At 69.2% G+C, this 17,132-nt stretch carries 16 protein-coding genes; 9 read left to right on the plus strand and 7 right to left on the minus strand.

All coding sequences use genetic code 11. The features are described from left to right. Positions 1–52 precede the first annotated feature (52 nt). The 3 genes from CFB49_RS06065 to CFB49_RS06080 all read left to right on the plus strand — a co-directional run bounded on the left by CFB49_RS06065 (position 53) and on the right by CFB49_RS06080 (position 3,741). Positions 53–703, plus strand: a complete 651-nt coding sequence (locus CFB49_RS06065) for an NAD(P)H-binding protein (protein WP_089490898.1) — start codon at positions 53–55, stop codon at positions 701–703. Between the two features lie 389 nt (positions 704–1,092). Next, entirely contained in the window at positions 1,093–2,517 is a 1,425-nt protein-coding gene (locus CFB49_RS06075; RefSeq protein WP_069617071.1) for a purine-cytosine permease family protein, read from the plus strand. Between the two features lie 171 nt (positions 2,518–2,688). After that, a complete protein-coding gene (locus tag CFB49_RS06080) occupies positions 2,689–3,741 on the plus strand; it encodes a porin (RefSeq protein ID WP_089490899.1) in 1,053 nt (350 codons plus the stop codon). Positions 3,742–3,799: 58 nt separating this feature from the next. Here the strand turns inward: CFB49_RS06080 and CFB49_RS06085 are convergent, their stop codons facing one another. Beyond that, a complete protein-coding gene (locus CFB49_RS06085) occupies positions 3,800–4,756 on the minus strand; it encodes a LysR family transcriptional regulator (protein ID WP_089490900.1) in 957 nt (318 codons plus the stop codon). Positions 4,757–4,945: 189 nt separating this feature from the next. Between CFB49_RS06085 and CFB49_RS06090 the strand changes: the two genes are divergently transcribed. Genes CFB49_RS06090 through CFB49_RS06100 form a run of 3 tightly spaced genes read left to right on the plus strand, consistent with a single transcriptional unit; the run spans position 4,946 to position 8,606 of the window. Next, on the plus strand, positions 4,946–6,256 hold the full coding sequence (locus CFB49_RS06090; protein ID WP_069617074.1) for an MFS transporter: 1,311 nt from the start codon (positions 4,946–4,948) through the stop codon (positions 6,254–6,256). Positions 6,257–6,287: 31 nt separating this feature from the next. Continuing rightward, entirely contained in the window at positions 6,288–7,559 is a 1,272-nt protein-coding gene (locus CFB49_RS06095) for a Zn-dependent hydrolase (protein ID WP_089491421.1), read from the plus strand. A 24-nt stretch (positions 7,560–7,583) separates the two neighbouring features. Then, a complete protein-coding gene (locus CFB49_RS06100) occupies positions 7,584–8,606 on the plus strand; it encodes a histone deacetylase family protein (RefSeq protein ID WP_069617076.1) in 1,023 nt (340 codons plus the stop codon). Between the two features lie 102 nt (positions 8,607–8,708). Here the strand turns inward: CFB49_RS06100 and CFB49_RS06105 are convergent, their stop codons facing one another. Beyond that, the gene (locus CFB49_RS06105; protein WP_089434805.1) at positions 8,709–9,914 is read right to left on the minus strand and encodes an MFS transporter; all 1,206 of its coding nucleotides are present in this window, start codon (positions 9,912–9,914) and stop codon (positions 8,709–8,711) included. A gap of 493 nt (positions 9,915–10,407) precedes the next feature. Next, positions 10,408–11,319 (minus strand): LysR family transcriptional regulator, encoded by a 912-nt coding sequence (locus CFB49_RS06110; RefSeq protein WP_069617078.1) that lies wholly within the window; start codon positions 11,317–11,319, stop codon positions 10,408–10,410. A gap of 162 nt (positions 11,320–11,481) precedes the next feature. Here CFB49_RS06110 and CFB49_RS06115 point away from each other — a divergent pair, with 162 nt between their 5' ends. Next, positions 11,482–12,402: a pyridoxal-phosphate dependent enzyme gene (locus CFB49_RS06115; protein ID WP_089490901.1), complete on the plus strand. Its 921-nt coding sequence runs from the start codon at positions 11,482–11,484 to the stop codon at positions 12,400–12,402. Positions 12,403–12,654: 252 nt separating this feature from the next. On the opposite strand, the gene CFB49_RS06120 is transcribed toward CFB49_RS06115, so the two are convergent. Beyond that, complete coding sequence (locus tag CFB49_RS06120; protein ID WP_089491422.1) at positions 12,655–13,848, minus strand: DUF2242 domain-containing protein; 1,194 nt, start codon at positions 13,846–13,848, stop codon at positions 12,655–12,657. A 115-nt stretch (positions 13,849–13,963) separates the two neighbouring features. Continuing rightward, positions 13,964–14,857, minus strand: a complete 894-nt coding sequence (locus CFB49_RS06125; RefSeq protein WP_089434808.1) for a LysR family transcriptional regulator — start codon at positions 14,855–14,857, stop codon at positions 13,964–13,966. A 110-nt stretch (positions 14,858–14,967) separates the two neighbouring features. Here CFB49_RS06125 and CFB49_RS06130 point away from each other — a divergent pair, with 110 nt between their 5' ends. Together CFB49_RS06130 and CFB49_RS06135 are read left to right on the plus strand one after the other, a co-directional pair. After that, positions 14,968–15,723 carry a TerC family protein gene (locus tag CFB49_RS06130; RefSeq protein WP_089490902.1) on the plus strand — a complete coding sequence of 252 codons (756 nt, stop codon included), beginning with the start codon at positions 14,968–14,970 and terminating at the stop codon, positions 15,721–15,723. 89 nt (positions 15,724–15,812) lie between these two features. Continuing rightward, a complete protein-coding gene (locus CFB49_RS06135; RefSeq protein WP_089490903.1) occupies positions 15,813–16,109 on the plus strand; it encodes a TFIIB-type zinc ribbon-containing protein in 297 nt (98 codons plus the stop codon). A gap of 113 nt (positions 16,110–16,222) precedes the next feature. Here CFB49_RS06135 and CFB49_RS06140 read toward each other — a convergent pair whose 3' ends face one another. Then, a complete protein-coding gene (locus tag CFB49_RS06140) occupies positions 16,223–16,633 on the minus strand; it encodes an Hsp20/alpha crystallin family protein (protein WP_089490904.1) in 411 nt (136 codons plus the stop codon). Between the two features lie 16 nt (positions 16,634–16,649). Next, complete coding sequence (locus CFB49_RS06145) at positions 16,650–17,090, minus strand: Hsp20/alpha crystallin family protein (protein WP_069617085.1); 441 nt, start codon at positions 17,088–17,090, stop codon at positions 16,650–16,652. Positions 17,091–17,132: the final 42 nt, after the last annotated feature.

Consider the following 17,132-nt stretch of genomic DNA (forward strand, 5'->3'; position numbering starts at 1 on the left):
GAAACCGGGCCGCCTCGGTCCGCCAACGCAGGCTCCACACGGAAAAACCGACATGAAACTGCTGCTCGTCGGCGCGACCGGACTCGTCGGGCGCCACGTTCTCGACGTCGCGCTGGCCGATGCGCGGATCGATCAGGTGATCGTCCTCGCGCGCCGGCCGTTGACGCCGCATCCAAAGATGCGCGCGCTGGAAGTGGATTTCGACCATTTGCCCGACACGGCCGACTGGTGGCACGCGGATGCCGTGATCTGCACGCTCGGCACCACGATGCGGGCCGCCGGTTCGCAGGCGGCTTTCCGGCGCGTCGATCACGACTATCCGCTCGCGGTCGCGCGGCTCGCGCACCGGCACGGCACGCGGACCTACGTGCTGAATTCCGCGCTCGGCGCCGATGCTGCGTCGCGGATCTTCTACAACCGCGTGAAGGGCGAGGTCGAGCAGGCGCTCGCCGGCGTCGGGTTCGATTCGCTCACGTATGTGCGACCGGGCCTGATCGGCGGCAGCCGCGACGAGTTCCGGTTCGGCGAGCGGCTGTTCGTGTTCGCGCTGAGCGCCGCCGCGCCGGTGCTGCCGGCGAAGTGGCGCGTGAATCCCGCGTCGCGGATTGCGCGCGCGCTGCTCGACGCGGCGATCGACGCACGGCCGGGCGTGCAGGTCGTCGCATCCGAGCGGCTGGTCGTCGCATCCGAGCGGCTGGTCTGATGCGGTGCGGGCGCGCCCGTCCGGCTGATCGGCTGCGTTTCCCGTGTGGTGACCGCTGCGCCCGACCGGGTCCCCGGGCAGGCCGAACTTTCATTTTTCCGACGTCCGGCTTGCGGCAATGCTGCGCCGGCGTGCCGCAATGACTAGGACGATTTCGAAAATCGCTTGATTCCGGGTAATCACCGATATCTCGCAAGTTGTATATACAAGATCATCCGCTGGCAATGTCGGCACACGTCGTGCCGCTTGCGCGCCAGCGTGCAGACCGTGCGTGCGTGGCGCATGCCGGCGATCCACGGCGCCCCGCATCCGCCGAGCCGAAAGGGCGGCTCGCAGCTTCCTGTCCCGTTCAAACCATGTGTGGTCCTGAGTATTTTGGAGATTGACCCGTGTCAACGAATTCCAGTGGAAAAGCCGGCGGACTGATCGAGGTACGCTCGATCGACTTCATTCCCGACGCCGAGCGCCACGGCGGCCTGCTGAGCCAGTTCACGCTGTGGCTGTCGGCGAACATGCAGATCACGGCCATCGTCACGGGCGCGCTCGCGGTCGTGCTCGGCGGCGACGTGTTCTGGTCGCTGGTCGCGCTGCTGCTCGGCCAGCTCGTCGGCGGCGCGGTGATGGCGCTGCACGGCGCGCAGGGGCCGCAGCTCGGGCTGCCGCAGATGATCTCGAGCCGCGTGCAGTTCGGCGTGTATGGCGCGATGATCCCGATCGTGCTCGTGTGCCTCATGTACATCGGCTTTTCCGCGAGCGGCTCGGTACTGGCCGGGCAAGCCGTCGCGCAACTGCTGCACGTCGACGACGCGGCCGGCATCCTGCTGTTCGCGGCCGTGATCGTCGTGCTGACCGTGTTCGGCTATCGCGCGATCCACTTCGTCGGCCGGATCGCGAGCGTGGTCGGCATCGTCGCGTTCGTCTACATGTTCGCGCAGTTGTTCGCGAACCACGACATCGGCGCGCTGCTCGCGAACAAGCATTTTTCGCTCGCGAGCTTCCTGCTCGCGATGTCGCTGTCCGCGTCGTGGCAGATCGCGTTCGGCCCGTACGTGGCCGACTATTCGCGCTACCTGCCGCGTTCGACGTCGTCGGTCGCGACGTTTCTCGCGGTCGGTCTCGGCTCGGTGATCGGCGCACAGGCGGCAATGGTGTTCGGTGTGTTCGCGGCCGCGCTCGCCGGCAGCCAGTTCGCGCACCATGAAGTGGCGTACATCGTCGGCCTCGGCTCGACGGGCGCCGTGGCCGCGCTGCTGTACTTCAGCATCGCGTTCGGCAAGGTGACGGTGACGGCGCTCAACGCGTACGGCAGCTTCATGTCGATGGCGACGATCGTCAGCGGCTTTCGCGGCAAGGGGGCGGTATCGTCGAAGAGCCGCCTCGTGTACATCTTCGGGATGATCTGCGTATCGACGCTGATCGCGCTCGCGGGCCGTCATTCGTTCCTGAAGGAATTCACCGCGTTCATCCTGTTCCTGCTCGCGTTCTTCACGCCGTGGAGCGCGATCAACCTGGTCGACTACTACTGCTTCACGCGTTCGCGCTACGACGTGCCGGCGCTGTCCGATCCCGACGGCCGCTACGGCCGCTGGAACGTGATGGCGATCGCGATCTACGCGGTCGGCATCCTGGTGCAACTGCCGTTCATGTCGACGCACATCTACACGGGGCCGCTCGTCGATGCGCTCGGCGGCACCGACATCTCGTGGATCCTCGGCCTCGTCGTGCCGGCCGTGCTGTATTACGTCGGCGCCCGCGCGTCGCGGCGCAGCATTCCCGAGCGCCTGATCCTGCCGCTCGAACGCGGCGAGGTCTGACACCGACGGATCACGTCGTTCGGCGGGCCGGTCTGCCGCCGGCCTGAGCGGCCCGATAGCGCCGAACCGGCGCGACCGGCAACCGCACCGCACATCATCCTCGTTATCCGCGATGCCGGCATGGCAGACCACCGTGCCCGGCCTCGCTCCATTCACCTTTCATTGAATAGCATGACTAAGAAAATGACCCGGGCGCGACCGGCGCATGCCGGTCTTCGGATGGCCGTCGCGGCCGCTTGCGTCGCCGGTTCGGGAGCCGCCTTCGCGCAGGACGGCGTCACGCTGTACGGCGTGATCGACGAATTCGCGCAGGTCGTGAATACGGGCAACGGCCATACGGCCGCGATCAACTCGGGCGGCCAGTGGGGCAGCCGGTTCGGACTGAAGGGCGGCGAGGAGATCGGCGGCGGCCAGAAGATCGAGTTCGCGCTGGAAAACGGCTTCAATCCGAACGACGGCTCGCTCGCGAGCGCCGGCAGCCTGTTCAACCGGCAGGCGTGGGTCGGCATCGCGGGACCGTGGGGCAAGGTGCGTGCGGGCCGCCAGAATTCGCCGCTGTTCAACGACCAGGGCGGACAGGATGCGTTCGGCGGCGTCACGCAGGCGTCCGGCATGGACAACCTGACCGTGTTCGCGTTCCGCACGAGCAATACGCTGTCGTACCAGAGCCCGGAGATCGCCGGTTTCCAGGGCGGCCTGTACTTCGGGTTCGGCGAGGCGGGCGGCGTGCGCTCGGCCGGCTCCAGCCAGCAGTTCGACCTGACCTACGAGCACGGCTCGTTCGGCGCATTCGTCGCGGGCCAGTGGTTGAAGAACGCCGCGGCGACCACGACCGATCGCACGATCATGGCCGGCGCATCGTACACAATCGGCAAGGCCACCGTGTATGGCGGGTTCTCCGCGGTGAAGTGGGCCGACCTCGGAATCGATTCGCGCGTGTACGGGCTGTCGGTCAAATATCAGTTCAACCCGGCGAATGCGATCGCGCTCGGCTACGCGTACCTGCACGACCAGTCGTCGCAAGGCAATCACGCGGACCAGCTCGGGCTGATGTACGAGTACGACCTGTCGAAGCGCACGAGCTTCTACGGCGCGCTGTCGTACCTGCGCAACCGCAACCAGGCCGACTACACGCTCGCCGGCGCGGCGAACCCCGGCCTGCCGCTCGCGTACCCGGGCGCGAATGCGCGCGGCGTGCAACTCGGCATCGTGCATCGCTTCTGACGCACGCGATGCGCCGGGCCGCGTGTGCCCGGCGCGTGCATCGGGCGCACCCGCGTCATCATTTCCCCAGCCGCTCCGCGAGCGAATAGCGCTGCATGCAGCGCTCCATCGCGTCGAAAAACGCATGCTCGGCCGCATTCATCTTGCGGTCGCGATGCCACAGCAGGAACACGTCGACATCGACGAGCCCGTCGTCGGGCGGCAACCGCCACAGCCGCTGCTGCGCGATGTCGTCGCGCACGATGTGCTCGGGCAGGCAGCCGATGCCATAGCCCGCGAAGATCAGCCGCCGCACTTCGTCGAGGCTCGGCGACGACGCGACGATGCGCCCCGTGAAGCCCTTCTGGTCGCGGAACACGGTGAGCGGCGACAGGCTGTCGCCGATCTGGTCGCTCGTGAACGACACGAAATTCTCCGCGAGCAGATCGTCCATCCGCAATTGCGTCTGCCCGAACAGCCGGTGATGGCGGCCGCAGTAGATCGCATAGCGCTGGCGCAGGAAGCACCGCATTTCCAGCTTGTCGTGCGGCGTGCGGCACAGGCCGAGCCCGGCCGTGGCCGTCTTCTGCAGCAGCGAGGAAAGAATGTCCGACGAGCGCATCACTTCGATCTGCAGATCGATACGCGGATACGCGCGATGGAAATCCGCGAGGCATTCGTCGTAGACGGGCGATTCGATACGGCTCACCGTCAGCAGCCGGATCGAGCCGGTCAGGTCGGCCGTACTGTCGTCGATTTCGGTTTCGAGGCGCGAGATGCCGCCGTAGATGTCGCTCGCGATCCGGTACACGGCTTCGCCGGCCGGCGTCGGCTCGAAGTGCGCGCCGCGCCGCTCGATCAGCCGGCGCTCGAGCGTCTCCTCGAGCCGCCGCAGCGCCTGGCTCACGGCCGGCTGCGTGACGTGCAGGCGCGCGGCCGCGCGGCTCACGCTGCGCTCCTGCATGATCACCAGGTAGGTGCGCAGCAGGTTCCAGTCGAGGCGATCGTTGAGGAACGGGGCGAGGTCGGGGCGCATCGGGTCTCCGGGCGGGCGGCGAGCGGGCATTAGTTGAACTTATATGGTGAATAATAACTTGAAATTTGACTAATGATTTGCGGCCACCGATAAAGGAGGGGCGCCGCAGCGGTGCGGCGCGAGGCCGCGACAGACGGCCGTCCTCACGATATTGCGTGCCGCCCGCCGCGGCGCGCGTCAGGAGCCCGCATGACTGAGTCCCTTCCTTCCGCCCGCCAGCCGGCACGCGCCGCGACGGCCGCGTTCATCGGCACGATGATCGAGTGGTACGACTTCTACATCTACGCGACCGCTGCCGCGCTCGTGTTCGGCGAACTCTATTTCCCGTCGCACGATCCGTTCGTCAGCACGATGGCGTCGTTCGCGACGTTCGCGGTCGGCTTCTTCGCGCGTCCGCTCGGCGGCGTGATCTTCGGCCATCTCGGCGACCGCATCGGCCGCAAGAAGGCGCTGATGACGACGCTGATGATGATGGGCGTCGCGACCGTATGCGTCGGGCTGTTGCCCGCCTATTCGAAGGTCGGCGTTCTCGCGCCGGTGCTGCTCGTCGCGCTGCGTATCGTGCAGGGGATCGCGGTCGGCGGCGAATGGGGCGGCGCGGTGCTGATGGCGGGCGAGCATGCGCCGCAGGGGCGCCGCACGTTTTTCGCGTCGTTCGCGCAGCTCGGCAGCCCGGCCGGGCTGATCCTGTCGCTGATCGCGTTCCGGGCGGCCACGTCGATGGACAAGGCCGACTTCCTCGCGTGGGGCTGGCGCCTGCCGTTCCTCGCGAGCTCGGTGCTGCTGGTGGTCGGGATCCTGATCCGGCTCGGCGTGAACGAGTCGCCGGAATTCGCGCGGGTCAAGGAAGCGAACCGCACGGTGAAGCTGCCGGTCGCGGAAGTGTTCCGTTCCGCGTCCGGGCCCGTGCTGCTCTGCATCGGCGCGAACACGATCGGCATCGCGGGCGTCTATTTCACGAACACGTTCATGATCGCGTACACGACGCAGTACGTCGGCGTGTCGCGCTCGCTGATCCTCGACAGCCTGTTCGCGGTCGCGATCATCCAGTTCTTCGCGCAGCCGCTTGCGGCGTGGATCGCGGAGCGCATCGGCGGCGCGCGCTTCCTGAAGCTCGCGGCGCTGCTCGCGATGCTGTCGCCGTATCCGATGTTCATGCTCGTGCAGGGCGGGACGTCCGCGTCGCTGATCGCCGGCATCGCACTCGCCGTCGTCTGCATGGCCGGTTTCTATTCGGTGATCGCGGGCTTCGTCAGCGACGTGTTTCCCGCCCACGTGCGCTATTCGGCGATCTCGCTCGCGTACCAGATTTGCGGCGCGATCGCGGGCGGCCTGACGCCGCTCGTCGGCACATGGCTCGCGCATCGCTTCACGGGCCAATGGTGGCCGCTCGCGGTGTTCTACACGTGTCTCGCCGGCATCTCGCTGCTCTGCATCGTCGCGCTCGATGCGCGCCGCGCCGCGCAGCCGGCCGCCGCCGAAGCGCTCGGCTCGCATTGAATCGCAACGAATGGATCGATCGGGAATCCATATGAACGACCTGCTTGAAATCGACGGCGCCCGCCTGTGGCAGAGCCTGGCCGACATGGCGCGCGTCGGCGCGACCCCGCGCGGCGGCGTGCGGCGCGTCGCGCTCACCGATGACGACCGGCGCGGGTGCGACCTGTTCGCGCAATGGTGTCGCGACGCGGGGCTGACTGTGAGCGTCGATGCCGTCGGCAACCTGTTCGCGCGGCGCGACGGCGCCGATGCGCACGCCGCGCCGGTGCTGATCGGCAGCCATCTCGACACGCAGCCCGAGGGCGGCCGCTTCGACGGCGTCTATGGCGTGCTCGCCGCGCTCGAACTCGTGCGCACGCTGAACGACGCGGGCATCGCGACCGACAAGCCGCTCGAGATCGTGTCGTGGACCAACGAGGAAGGCGCGCGCTTCGCGCCGGCAATGCTCGGCTCGGCCGTATTCACGGGCGCGCTGCCGCTCGACGACGCGCTCGCGAAGCAGGACGCCGACGGCGTCACGCTCGGCGCGGCGCTCGACGCATGCGGTTATCGCGGCACGCGCGCAACGGGCGGCGCGGTCGACGCGTATTTCGAGGCGCATATCGAACAGGGGCCCGTGCTCGAGGCGAACGGCACGACGATCGGCATCGTCACCGGCGGGCAGGCGATCCGCTGGCTCGACGTGACGGTGACGGGCGTGGCCGCGCACGCCGGCACGACGCCGATGCCGTATCGCAAGGACGCATATTTCGCGAGTGCGCAGATCGCGCTCGAACTCGAACGGATCGTCGCCGGCCATGCGCCGCGCGGGCTCGCGACGATCGGGCAGGTCGGCATCCGCAACGCGTCGCGCAACACGATCGCCGGCGACCTGACGTTCACGGTCGACCTGCGTCATCACGACGATGCCGAAGTCGACGCGATGGAGCGCGACCTGCGCGATGCGTGCGCTCGCATCGCCGTCGTGCGCGGCGTGCGGGTGGCGATCGACACCTGCTGGCGCAGCCCGGCGACGCCGTTCGATCCCGATTGCGTCGGGCTGGTCGCGCGGGCGGCCGCCGCGTTCGGCTACACGCACGAGCGGATCGTGAGCGGCGCCGGCCACGATGCGATCCTGCTCGCGCGCCGTTTCCCGACCGCGATGGTGTTCATTCCGTGCGTCGACGGCCTGTCGCACAACGAAGCCGAGGACGCGTTGCCCGACGACGTGACGCGCGGCGCGAACGTACTGCTCCATGCGGTGCTGGCGCGCGCGGGCATCGCGGCGCGCGTCGACGCGGCGGCCGCCGCGCATGGCGCCTGATCCGGCGAATCGACGAGGACTACGATGAAAACCTATTTCCATCCCGAACAATTGCTGCACCATCCGCGCAGCTACCTGTCGCGCGGCCGGATGCGCGAACCGCAGGAAGTGCCCGAGCGCGCGGCGCGGCTCGTCGCGGCCGTCCGGTCGCTCGACTTCGACGTGCGCGAGCCGGCCGACCGCGGCACCGCGCCGATCGCGGCCGTGCACGACATGAACTACCTGCGCTTTCTCGAGGACGCGCACCGCGACTGGAAGCAGATGCCCGACGACTGGGGCGACGAAGTGATGTCGAACGTGTTCGTGCGCGATCCGAACCCGCTGCGCGGCGTGCTCGCGAAAGCCGCGCGCTATCTCGCCGACGGTAGTTGCCCGGTGGGCGCGAATACGTGGCGCGCGGCGTACTGGTCCGCGCAGGGTGCGCTGGCCGCGGCGGCCGACGTCAACGACGGCGCACGCGAAGCCTACGCGCTGTGCCGGCCGCCCGGCCATCATGCGCGCCGCGACGCGGCCGGCGGCTTCTGCTACCTGAACAACGCGGCGATCGCCGCGCAAGCGCTGCTCGGCCGCCATCGCCGCGTCGCGATTCTCGATACCGACATGCATCACGGGCAGGGCGTGCAGGAGATTTTCTACGGCCGCGACGATGTGCTGTACGTATCGATTCACGGCGACCCGACCAACTTCTACCCGGTCGTCGCGGGCTACGAGGAAGAGACGGGCGCGGGCGCCGGCGACGGCTTCAACCTCAATCTGCCGATGCCGCACGGCGCGCCGGAGTCGACGTTCTTCGCGCGGCTCGACGACGCGCTGCGCGCGCTCACGCGCTTCCAGCCCGATGCGCTCGTGCTCGCGCTCGGCTTCGACATCTACAAGGACGATCCGCAATCGCAGGTTGCGGTCACGACCGACGGGTTCGGCCGACTCGGCGGCGCGATCGGCGCGCTCGGCTTGCCGACGGTGATCGTGCAGGAGGGCGGTTACCACCTCGAGAGTCTCGACGCGAACGCACGCGCGTTCTTCGGCGGGTTCGCCGCTCGGCGCTGACCGGGCCGTCGAACCGACCGCGCGCCGACAATGAAAACGGCCGCATGACGCGGCCGTGAGAATGCGTGCGGACGGTTCCGGATGGTCCCGACGTGCCCGCGCTTACGAATTCGCGGCGGCCGGCGAGCGGCGGCGCTGCGTGACCTGCAGCATGACGAGGGCGAGCCCGGCGGCGGCGATCAGCGCGCCGACGAGCGGCACCGCCGCGTAGCCGAACCCGGCCGAAATCGCCGCACCGCCGGCGGCGGCGCCCACCGCGTTGCCGAGATTGAACGCGCCGATGTTGACGGCCGACGCGAGGCCCGGCGCTTCGTGGGCCGCACGCATCACGCGCATCTGCAGCGGCGGCACCACCGCGAACGTCGCGATCCCCCAGACCAGCAGCGTGACGGCGGCGCCCGCATGGGTGGCGGCGAGCAGCGGGAACGCGGCCATCGTCGCGATCAGCAGCAACAGGAAGCCGATCAGCGTGCCGTCGAGCGAGCGGTCGGCGAGGCGCCCGCCCGCGATGTTGCCGATCGAGAAGCCGACGCCGATCAGCACGAGCATCGCGGTCACGAAGCCGGGCGTGGCGCCCGTCAGGTGTGCGAGCGTCGGCGCGACGTACGTATAGAGCGTGAACATCGCGCCGGCGCCGAGTACCGTCGTCGCGAGCGCGCCGAGCACGACCGGGCGCGTGAGCACGGAGAGTTCGGCACGCAGGTCCGGCATCTTGCCGGCTTCGCCCTTCGGCAGCGCGGCGAACAGGCCGGCGATCGCGACCAGGCCCAGGCCGGCGGTCGCCGCGAACGACATGCGCCAGCCGATGATCTGGCCGAGCCAGGTCGCGGCCGGCACGCCGCCGACATTCGCGATCGTCAGCCCCATGAACATCGTCGCGACCGCGCTGGCCTGCTTCTCGCGCGGCACGAGGCTCGCGGCGACCACCGAGCCGAGCCCGAAGAACGCGCCGTGGTTGAGGCTCGTCACGAGGCGGGCGAGCAGCAGCGTCGTGTAGTCGGGTGCGGCGGCCGACAGCAGGTTGCCGATCGTGAAGATCGACATCAGCGCGATCAGCGCGGAACGACGCGACCAGCGCGCGAGCAGCAGCGTCATCAGCGGCGCGCCGACCATCACGCCGATCGCATACGCGCTGATCAGCATGCCGGCTTGCGGAATCGACACGTGCACGCCGTCGGCGATCACGGGCAGCAGGCCCATCGGCGAGAACTCGGTCGTGCCGATGCCGAACGCGCCGGCGGCGAGCGCCAGCAGCGGCAGCGCGGCGCTGCCGCCCGGGCGGGACGGAGAAGAAGTCGTGGGGTTCACGCGGCGGGCTCCTGTAAGCGGGGGACAACGGCACGAAGCCATTGAGGTCAGCCCGAAGTGTGCCTGCATTACTTTTGCGGAAAAAGCCGCATCCGGACGAAATTATCTTGATTTCATGTCAACAATGCGGCGCGCGGGCGGCGTGTGGGGCGTGACTCGACACGCAACAGCAAAAAAGCCCCGACCACAGGGGGTCCGTGGCCGGGGCGGAAACGCATCCTCTCTTTGGCACGAGGGGTTGGATGCGCGGGCAGTATATTTCGGGCCAGGACGATTCGAATCGGCGTTAAACGGCCGTTTTGGGTGTCAATTTGAAAATAGCGTCGTCGTGACGCCGTCCGTCGGCGTTCTGAAAGACTTTTCGGTGACACGGCGGTGTCGTTTAGTGTGCAAAAACAGCGAAAACGGCGAGATGGCGGAAAGGCGATTCCGTCCATCGGCCGGCGCTGCCGGTCGCGTCGCCCGGCCGCGCGCCGATGCGCCCGGCGTACGTTCAGCCCGGTTCGCCGGCCGCGTCGCGGACCGCCGCGAGAAACCGCGCGACGACGGGCGACGGGGCCGCCGCCGCGCCGTCGAACACGAACTCGATGTCGAAGCGGCTCGCGAGCGCGTCGAGCGCGACGAGCCGGACCGTGCGCGGGCAGGTCGGCGACGCGCTTTCCGGCACGAACGCGCAGCCCATTCCGGCCGCGACGAGGCCGATCAGCGTCGGGATGTCGCTGCCGACCTGCGCGATGCGCGGCGTGAAGCCGGCCTGCTCGCATTGCGTCATCAGGAACCGGTGGTGCGCGGCGGAGCGCTGCGCATCGAACCAGACGAACGGCTCGTTCGCGACGTCGGCCAGCGTGCGCGGCGCGACGAAGCGGCCGCCCGGCGGCGCGGGCATCGCGAGCACGAAGCGGTCGCTCAGCAGCCGCACGCCCGTTAGGTGCGGCGCTTCCTCCCGACGCCACGCCATGATCCCGGCGTCGAGCTGGCCGCGCATCAGCGCGCTCGCCTGTTCGGCCGACAGCATCGGCGCGATCGACAGTTTCACGTCCGGGCACGCGTCGCGAAACGCCTTGAGGACATTCGCGACGACCGGCAACGGCAGGCAGTTCGGCAGCGCGCCGAGCCGCAGTTCGCCGAGCTGGCCGGCCGCGCTGCGCAACGCGCGCTCGCGGCTGTCCTGCAGCATCGCGAGCAGGCCGGTCGCATCGCGCAGGAAGCTCGTCCCGGCCGCCGTGAGCGTGACGCCGGTCGCGCGACGGATCAGCAGCGGCGTGCCGATCGCGTCCTCGAGCTCGCGGATCTGCCGCGACAGCGCGGGTTGCACGATGCCGGCCGCGCGGGCACCGGCCATCACGCTGCCGGCCTGGGCGACGGCGACGAAGTAGCGCAAGTGACGCAGTTCAATCTGGCGCATGCGGTGTCGGGCCTGGGGTGTGGATATGCCTGTGAAGCATATCAAAAGCCATCCGATGGTATTGGAAAGCATGGCGGGCCTGCCGTACGATGACCGTCATTGCCGCATTCGCGTCGTCGCGCGTCACGTGCGTTTCCTCCCGTCCTCATTGCGTTCCGTCCCATGCCGCTTCATATCCCGACCCCTTATATCCGCTCGCCGATCGCGTCCCGCCGGCTCGGCACGTCCATCCGGCTGAAGCTCGAGGCGCTGCAGCCGTCGGGTTCGTTCAAGCTGCGCGGCATCGGCGCCGTCTGCGAGGCACGGCACGCCGCCGGCGCGCGGCGATTCGTGTCGTCGTCGGGCGGCAACGCGGGCATCGCGGTCGCGTACTGCGGCCGCGAGCTCGGCGTGCCGGTGCGCGTCGTCGTGCCGGAAAGCACATCGGCGCGGGCGCGCGAGCTGATCCGCGTCGAAGGCGCGGAACTCGTCGTGCACGGCGCGAGCTGGGCCGAGGCGAACGCGTTCGCGCAGTCGGGGCTCGACGCGCACGACGCGTTCGTGCATCCGTTCGACGATCGGGTGCTGTGGGACGGCCACGCGACGATGATCGACGAGATGGCGGCGGCCGGCCCGAAACCCGACGCGGTCGTGCTCGCGGTCGGCGGCGGCGGTCTGCTGTGCGGCGTGCTCGAAGGGCTCGCGCGCAACGGCTGGCACGACGTGCCGGTCGTCGCCGCTGAAACGGAAGGCGCCGACTGCTATGCGCGCTCGATCGCGCAGGGGCGCCCGGTCGAACTGGCGGCCATCTCGAGCATCGCGACGACGCTCGGCGCGAAGCGGCCGTGCGACGCGGCGGTCGAATGGGCGACACGCCACGCGATCCATCCGGTCGTCGTGTCCGATGCCGACGCGGTGGCTGCGTCGCTGCGGTTTCTCGACGAACACAGGATCGTCGTCGAGCCCGCGTGCGGCGCGGCGCTGGCCGCACTGGAGCGGCCGGTGCCGGTGCTCGCGTCGGCCGCGGACATCGCTGTGATCGTCTGCGGCGGCGTGACCACGACCGTCGAGGATCTGCAGACGCTGCGCGCGACGTTGCGGTAGGCGCGGGCGCCGGCGAGCGGCGCGGTCGCGGGACGGCGGATCGCTTGCGATTGTCGCGCGCGGTGGCGGCGAGCCTGGCGCGTGCATGGCGAACCGTCACGCGTCGACGTTGCCTTACCGTCAATCCCGCCAGGACATACGCGGCCGGCGCACGGCCGGATGGGCGGAAACGACCTCAGGGAATCATGCGGAAGGGTGACGTACCGTCGCGCCGCGCCGCATGCGGCCGGGCGCAACGGTACGGGAGCGCGATCAATTTGCGGTGGGTGCGCCCACGCCGGACGGCGTGGACGATGCGACGGGGTTGGCGGCAGCCGGCGCAGGCGATGCGCTTGACGGCGGCGATGCCGAGGTCGATGCGGACGTGGATGTCGCTGACGAAGACGCGGCCGAGGACGAGGACGGCGTAACGGTGGCCGCTGCTGCCGCTGGCGCCGAAGCAGACGCGGGCGCGGAAGCCGGCGCGGCCGTCGAACCGGAGGTCGACGAAGGTGCGGGCGCGGTTGCCGGACCGGAAACCGGCTTAGGCGCCGAAGCCGGCGCAGCAGCCGAAGCGGGAGCCGGCGCAGGGGGCGACACAGGCGCCGGGCCAGCAGCCGAAGCCGGCGCGGGTGCCGAAGCCGCCGCGGGGGCCGCTCCCGAAGCCGGCACCGACCCGGACGCCGTCGTCGGCGCCGCAGCGCGCATCGCAGCCGGCGCCGCGACGGCCGATGCCGCGGCCGGCACGGCATTCGCGCCCGAACCCGGCGCGACACCCGTTGCCGAAAGCGGCACCGGCGCCGCGGGCGGCGTCGGCACGACCGGCGTCGTCATCTTCATCGGTTCGCCCTGCGGGGTCGGCGCCGGCTCCGGCAGCGGCGCAACGGGCTCCTTCTCGGCGGCCTTCACGGTCGCGCGGTCGCGGCGCGCCGGATCGATCTTCAGGAAATGGTCGACGAGCGTGAAGAAGCGCTCATAGAACACGCCGGCGGGAATCGTCTCGCTCGCGGTCTTGACGAGCGCGTCGTCGCTCGACCCGATCGGCAGCGACAGCGAGCCGAACACGCTGAGGCCCACGCTGGCCGACGTATTCGATTTCTTCAGCGTATAGCGGTCCTGCACCGCGTTCACGTACGCGATGCTCGACGCGCCGTCCGCGGTCGCGTCCGCGCACACGACGTGAAACTCGATCACGACGTGCATGTCGTTGCTCGGCTGGAAATTCTTGCTGCCGTCGACCGCGTCGTTGCGCGATGACGACACCACGTAGCCCTGGCTCAGCAGCGCGCGCCGCGCGGCCTCGCAGGCCGCGTCGGATTTCGCGTGGAACGTATGCGCGTACGGGCTGGTGGCCGCGTCGAACTGTTCCTGCTGGTAGATCGGCTTGGGCGGCGACGAGCATGCCGCCAGCACGGTCGCGGCCGCGAGCGCGCACGAAACGGAAAACAGGCGAAATCGGTTGTGCATGGCGTCTTTCAGAAGGCTCGGCGAGAGGCGGCGCAAGGGGAGTGCCCGGATTGATGCGGCGCACATCTCGTATGGCCGGGGCGACATTATAGTTTCGTTTGATGTCGCGCTCGCTTCAGTCGGCCGGCGCGCCGCGCGCCGCGGCCAGCAATTGCGCCGTCAGCGGATGATGTTCGCCGCGCCGGGAGCGGATCGCGTGGATCTCCTCGGTCACGTCGCCCGCGCGCCCGAGCCGCCTGAGCCCGCGCAGCAGCGACGCATCGTTCGCGCCGAGTTCGCTCAGCGGAAACACGCCGAGGCCGCGCGCCGCGAACACGGCCATCAACGCGCTGTCCTCGAACTCGCCGGCCACGCGCGGCATGATCCGCTCGCTTTCCAGCCACACGTCGAGACGCACGCGCAATGCCGAATGCGCGGTCGGCAGCAGCACCGGAAGCTCGGCCAGGCAGTGCGGAAAGCGCTGCCGCGCGGCCGGCGTGACGAGCGCCGCGGGCCCGTACCAGTCGACCGGCGACGCGACGAGCCGCTCGCTCGTCACGCGCAGGTTCGACCCGGACGGCGCGCCTTGACCGGCCAGCACGAGATCCAGGTGGTGCAGCGCGAGTTCCGCGAGCAGCGCGTCGTGCTCGCCTTCGTGACACAACAGCCGCAGCGTGGGCGTGTCGAGCACCGGGGCCAGGATCGCGTGCGCGGCGAGCTTGGAGATGCCGTCCGCGAGGCCGACCGCGAGCCGCACGGTCGGCTGGCTGGCCGCCGCGCGCACGTCGTCGGGAATCAGCCGGCCCATTTCGAAGATGATTTCCGCGCGCGCAAAGGCGGCCTGCCCGGCGTCGGTCATCGCGACGCCGCGCCCGGCCGGGCGCAGCAACGGGTGCCCGAGCGCTTTCTCCAGCTCGCGCACCTGCGCGCTGATCGTCTGCACGGCCATGTCCAGCCGGCCGGCCGCGCGCGCGAAGCCGCCTTCCTTCACGACGACCCAGAAATAGTACAGATGGCGAAAATTCAGCATCGGAGCGCGACATATCGAAAAAACCGAACTTGGATTCAGATTCTCGCTGATTTTTCCGAAGTTCGGGTCGTCATATCATCGGGCTTTCCACTTTCGTATCGGCCCATCCCATGGACTACCTGCTGACGCTTGCCACCGACCCCGCCGTCTGGGCCGCGCTCCTGACGCTCGTCGTGATGGAAGTCGTGCTCGGCATCGACAACCTGATCTTCATCTCGATCCTCAGCAACAAGCTGCCCGAAGCGCAGCGCGCCCGCACGCAGCGCCTCGGCATCGCGCTCGCGCTGGTGATGCGCCTCGCGCTGCTCGGCAGCGTCGCGTGGATCGCGAGCCTGACCGAACCCGTGTTCACGCTGTTCGGCCATGCGTTCTCGTGGCGCGACATGATCCTGCTGTCGGGCGGCCTGTTCCTCGTGTGGAAGGCGACCACCGAGATCCATCACCACGTGTCGCACGACGGCGACGGCGCGGGCGGGGCCGCCGGCGCGGCCGGCCTGACGATGTGGGCCGCGATCGGCCAGATCGTGATGCTCGACATCGTGTTCTCGATCGACAGCATCGTGACCGCGATCGGCATGACCGAGCACGTTCCGATCATGTTCGTCGCCGTGATCGTTGCCGTGAGCGTGATGCTGTTCGCCGCGCAGCCGCTCGCACGCTTCATCGACCGCAACCCGACGATCGTGATGCTCGCGCTGTCGTTCCTGGTCGTGATCGGCATGACGCTGATCGCCGAAGGGTTCGGTTCGCACGTGCCGAAGGGGTACATCTACGCGGCGATGGCGTTCTCGGCGTTCGTCGAGGGCATGAACATGCTGGCGCGGCGCGCGAAGGCGAAGCGGGCCGCGCACGTGGCGCGCGACTGAGCCGGCGCGCGTGACGCCGGCCGCCGCGGCGGCGGCTCGCGCGCCTCATACGGAATCCGGATGACATTCGCACGGAAAGGAGAAATGCGATGAAATGTCCTGTCTGCAAGACGCCCGACCTGCTGATGGCCGAGCGCCAGTCGATCGAGATCGACTACTGTCCGACCTGCCGCGGCGTGTGGCTCGATCGCGGCGAACTCGACAAGCTGATCGCCCGCGAAACCGGCGACGCGCCGGCGCAACACGATGCGCACGCGCCGCGCGAGCGCGACGACGGCTGGGGGCGCGACAGCCGCTCGCACGACGACCGCTCCCACGACGAGCGATACCGGCACGACGGCCGGCGCCGCAAGAAGTCGGTGTTCGATCTGTTCGATTTCGATTGAAGCTGCCGTCCGCGCGCCTGAGCGCGCACGGCCCGATGCAAAAAAAGCCTCGCCCGGCATCGTGCCGGAGCGGGGCTTTTTCATGCGCGTCGCGTCAGGACACGCGTCGACCCTTACGCGTTGCCGACCGTCACGTCGATGCGGCGCGGACGCGTTTCCTCGCGGCGCGGGATCGTCAGCGTCAGCACGCCGTCACGCAGGTTCGCGTCGATCCTCGACGTGTCGAGATCGGCGCTCAGCACGAACGACCGTGCATAGCGCGTCGCGCGCACTTCCGCGTGTCGCACGCGCAGATCGGCCGGCGTGTCGATATGCGTCGCGGCTTCGAGCGTCAGCGTCGTGTCGTGCACCTTCACGTCGAGGTTCTCGCGCGGCACGCCGGGCAGATCGGCCCGCAGCGTGACGCCGCGCGCGTCCTCGACGATGTCGACGGACGGGGTGATCGCGGGCCGGCGCACGGCTTCGGCGGCGGCAGCGTGAACGGTGCTCGGTTGGCGTTCGGCCAGGGTCGGGTTCGTGTTCATGTCGGTATCCTGAAGATTACTGAATGGTGATCGCACGCGGCTTCGATGCTTCGCGCCGGCCGACGCGAATCAGCAGGCAGCCGTTCTCGTAGCGGGCGCTGACCTGGTCGGGGTCCGCGTCGCGCGGCAGTTCGACCACGCGGCGGAACGCGCCGTGAAAGCGCTCCTGCGCATACGTGCGTACGTCGTCGCCCTCGGTGCGCGGCGCCGGTTTGCGCTCGCCGCTGATCGTCAGCAGATCCTTGTCGATCGACACGTCGAAGTCGGCCGCGGCCATGCCGGGCGCGAACGCGACGATCTCGATCGCGTCGTCGGTCGCGCCGACGTTGAGTGCGGGAAACGTGCCGGCGCGCCCCGCGCGGATGCCGGACGGACGTTCGCCGAGCAGGCTCGTCATCTGCCGCTGCAGGCGGGCGAATTCGTCGAACAGGTCATAGCCGTGATGGATACCGCTCATGTTGGTCCTCCTGAACAGGGAACGCGGGAGACGTGACGGCGC

The sequence above is a fragment of the Burkholderia sp. AU17457 genome, assembly GCF_002223255.1.
Taxonomy (GTDB): Bacteria; Pseudomonadota; Gammaproteobacteria; order Burkholderiales; family Burkholderiaceae; genus Burkholderia; species Burkholderia sola.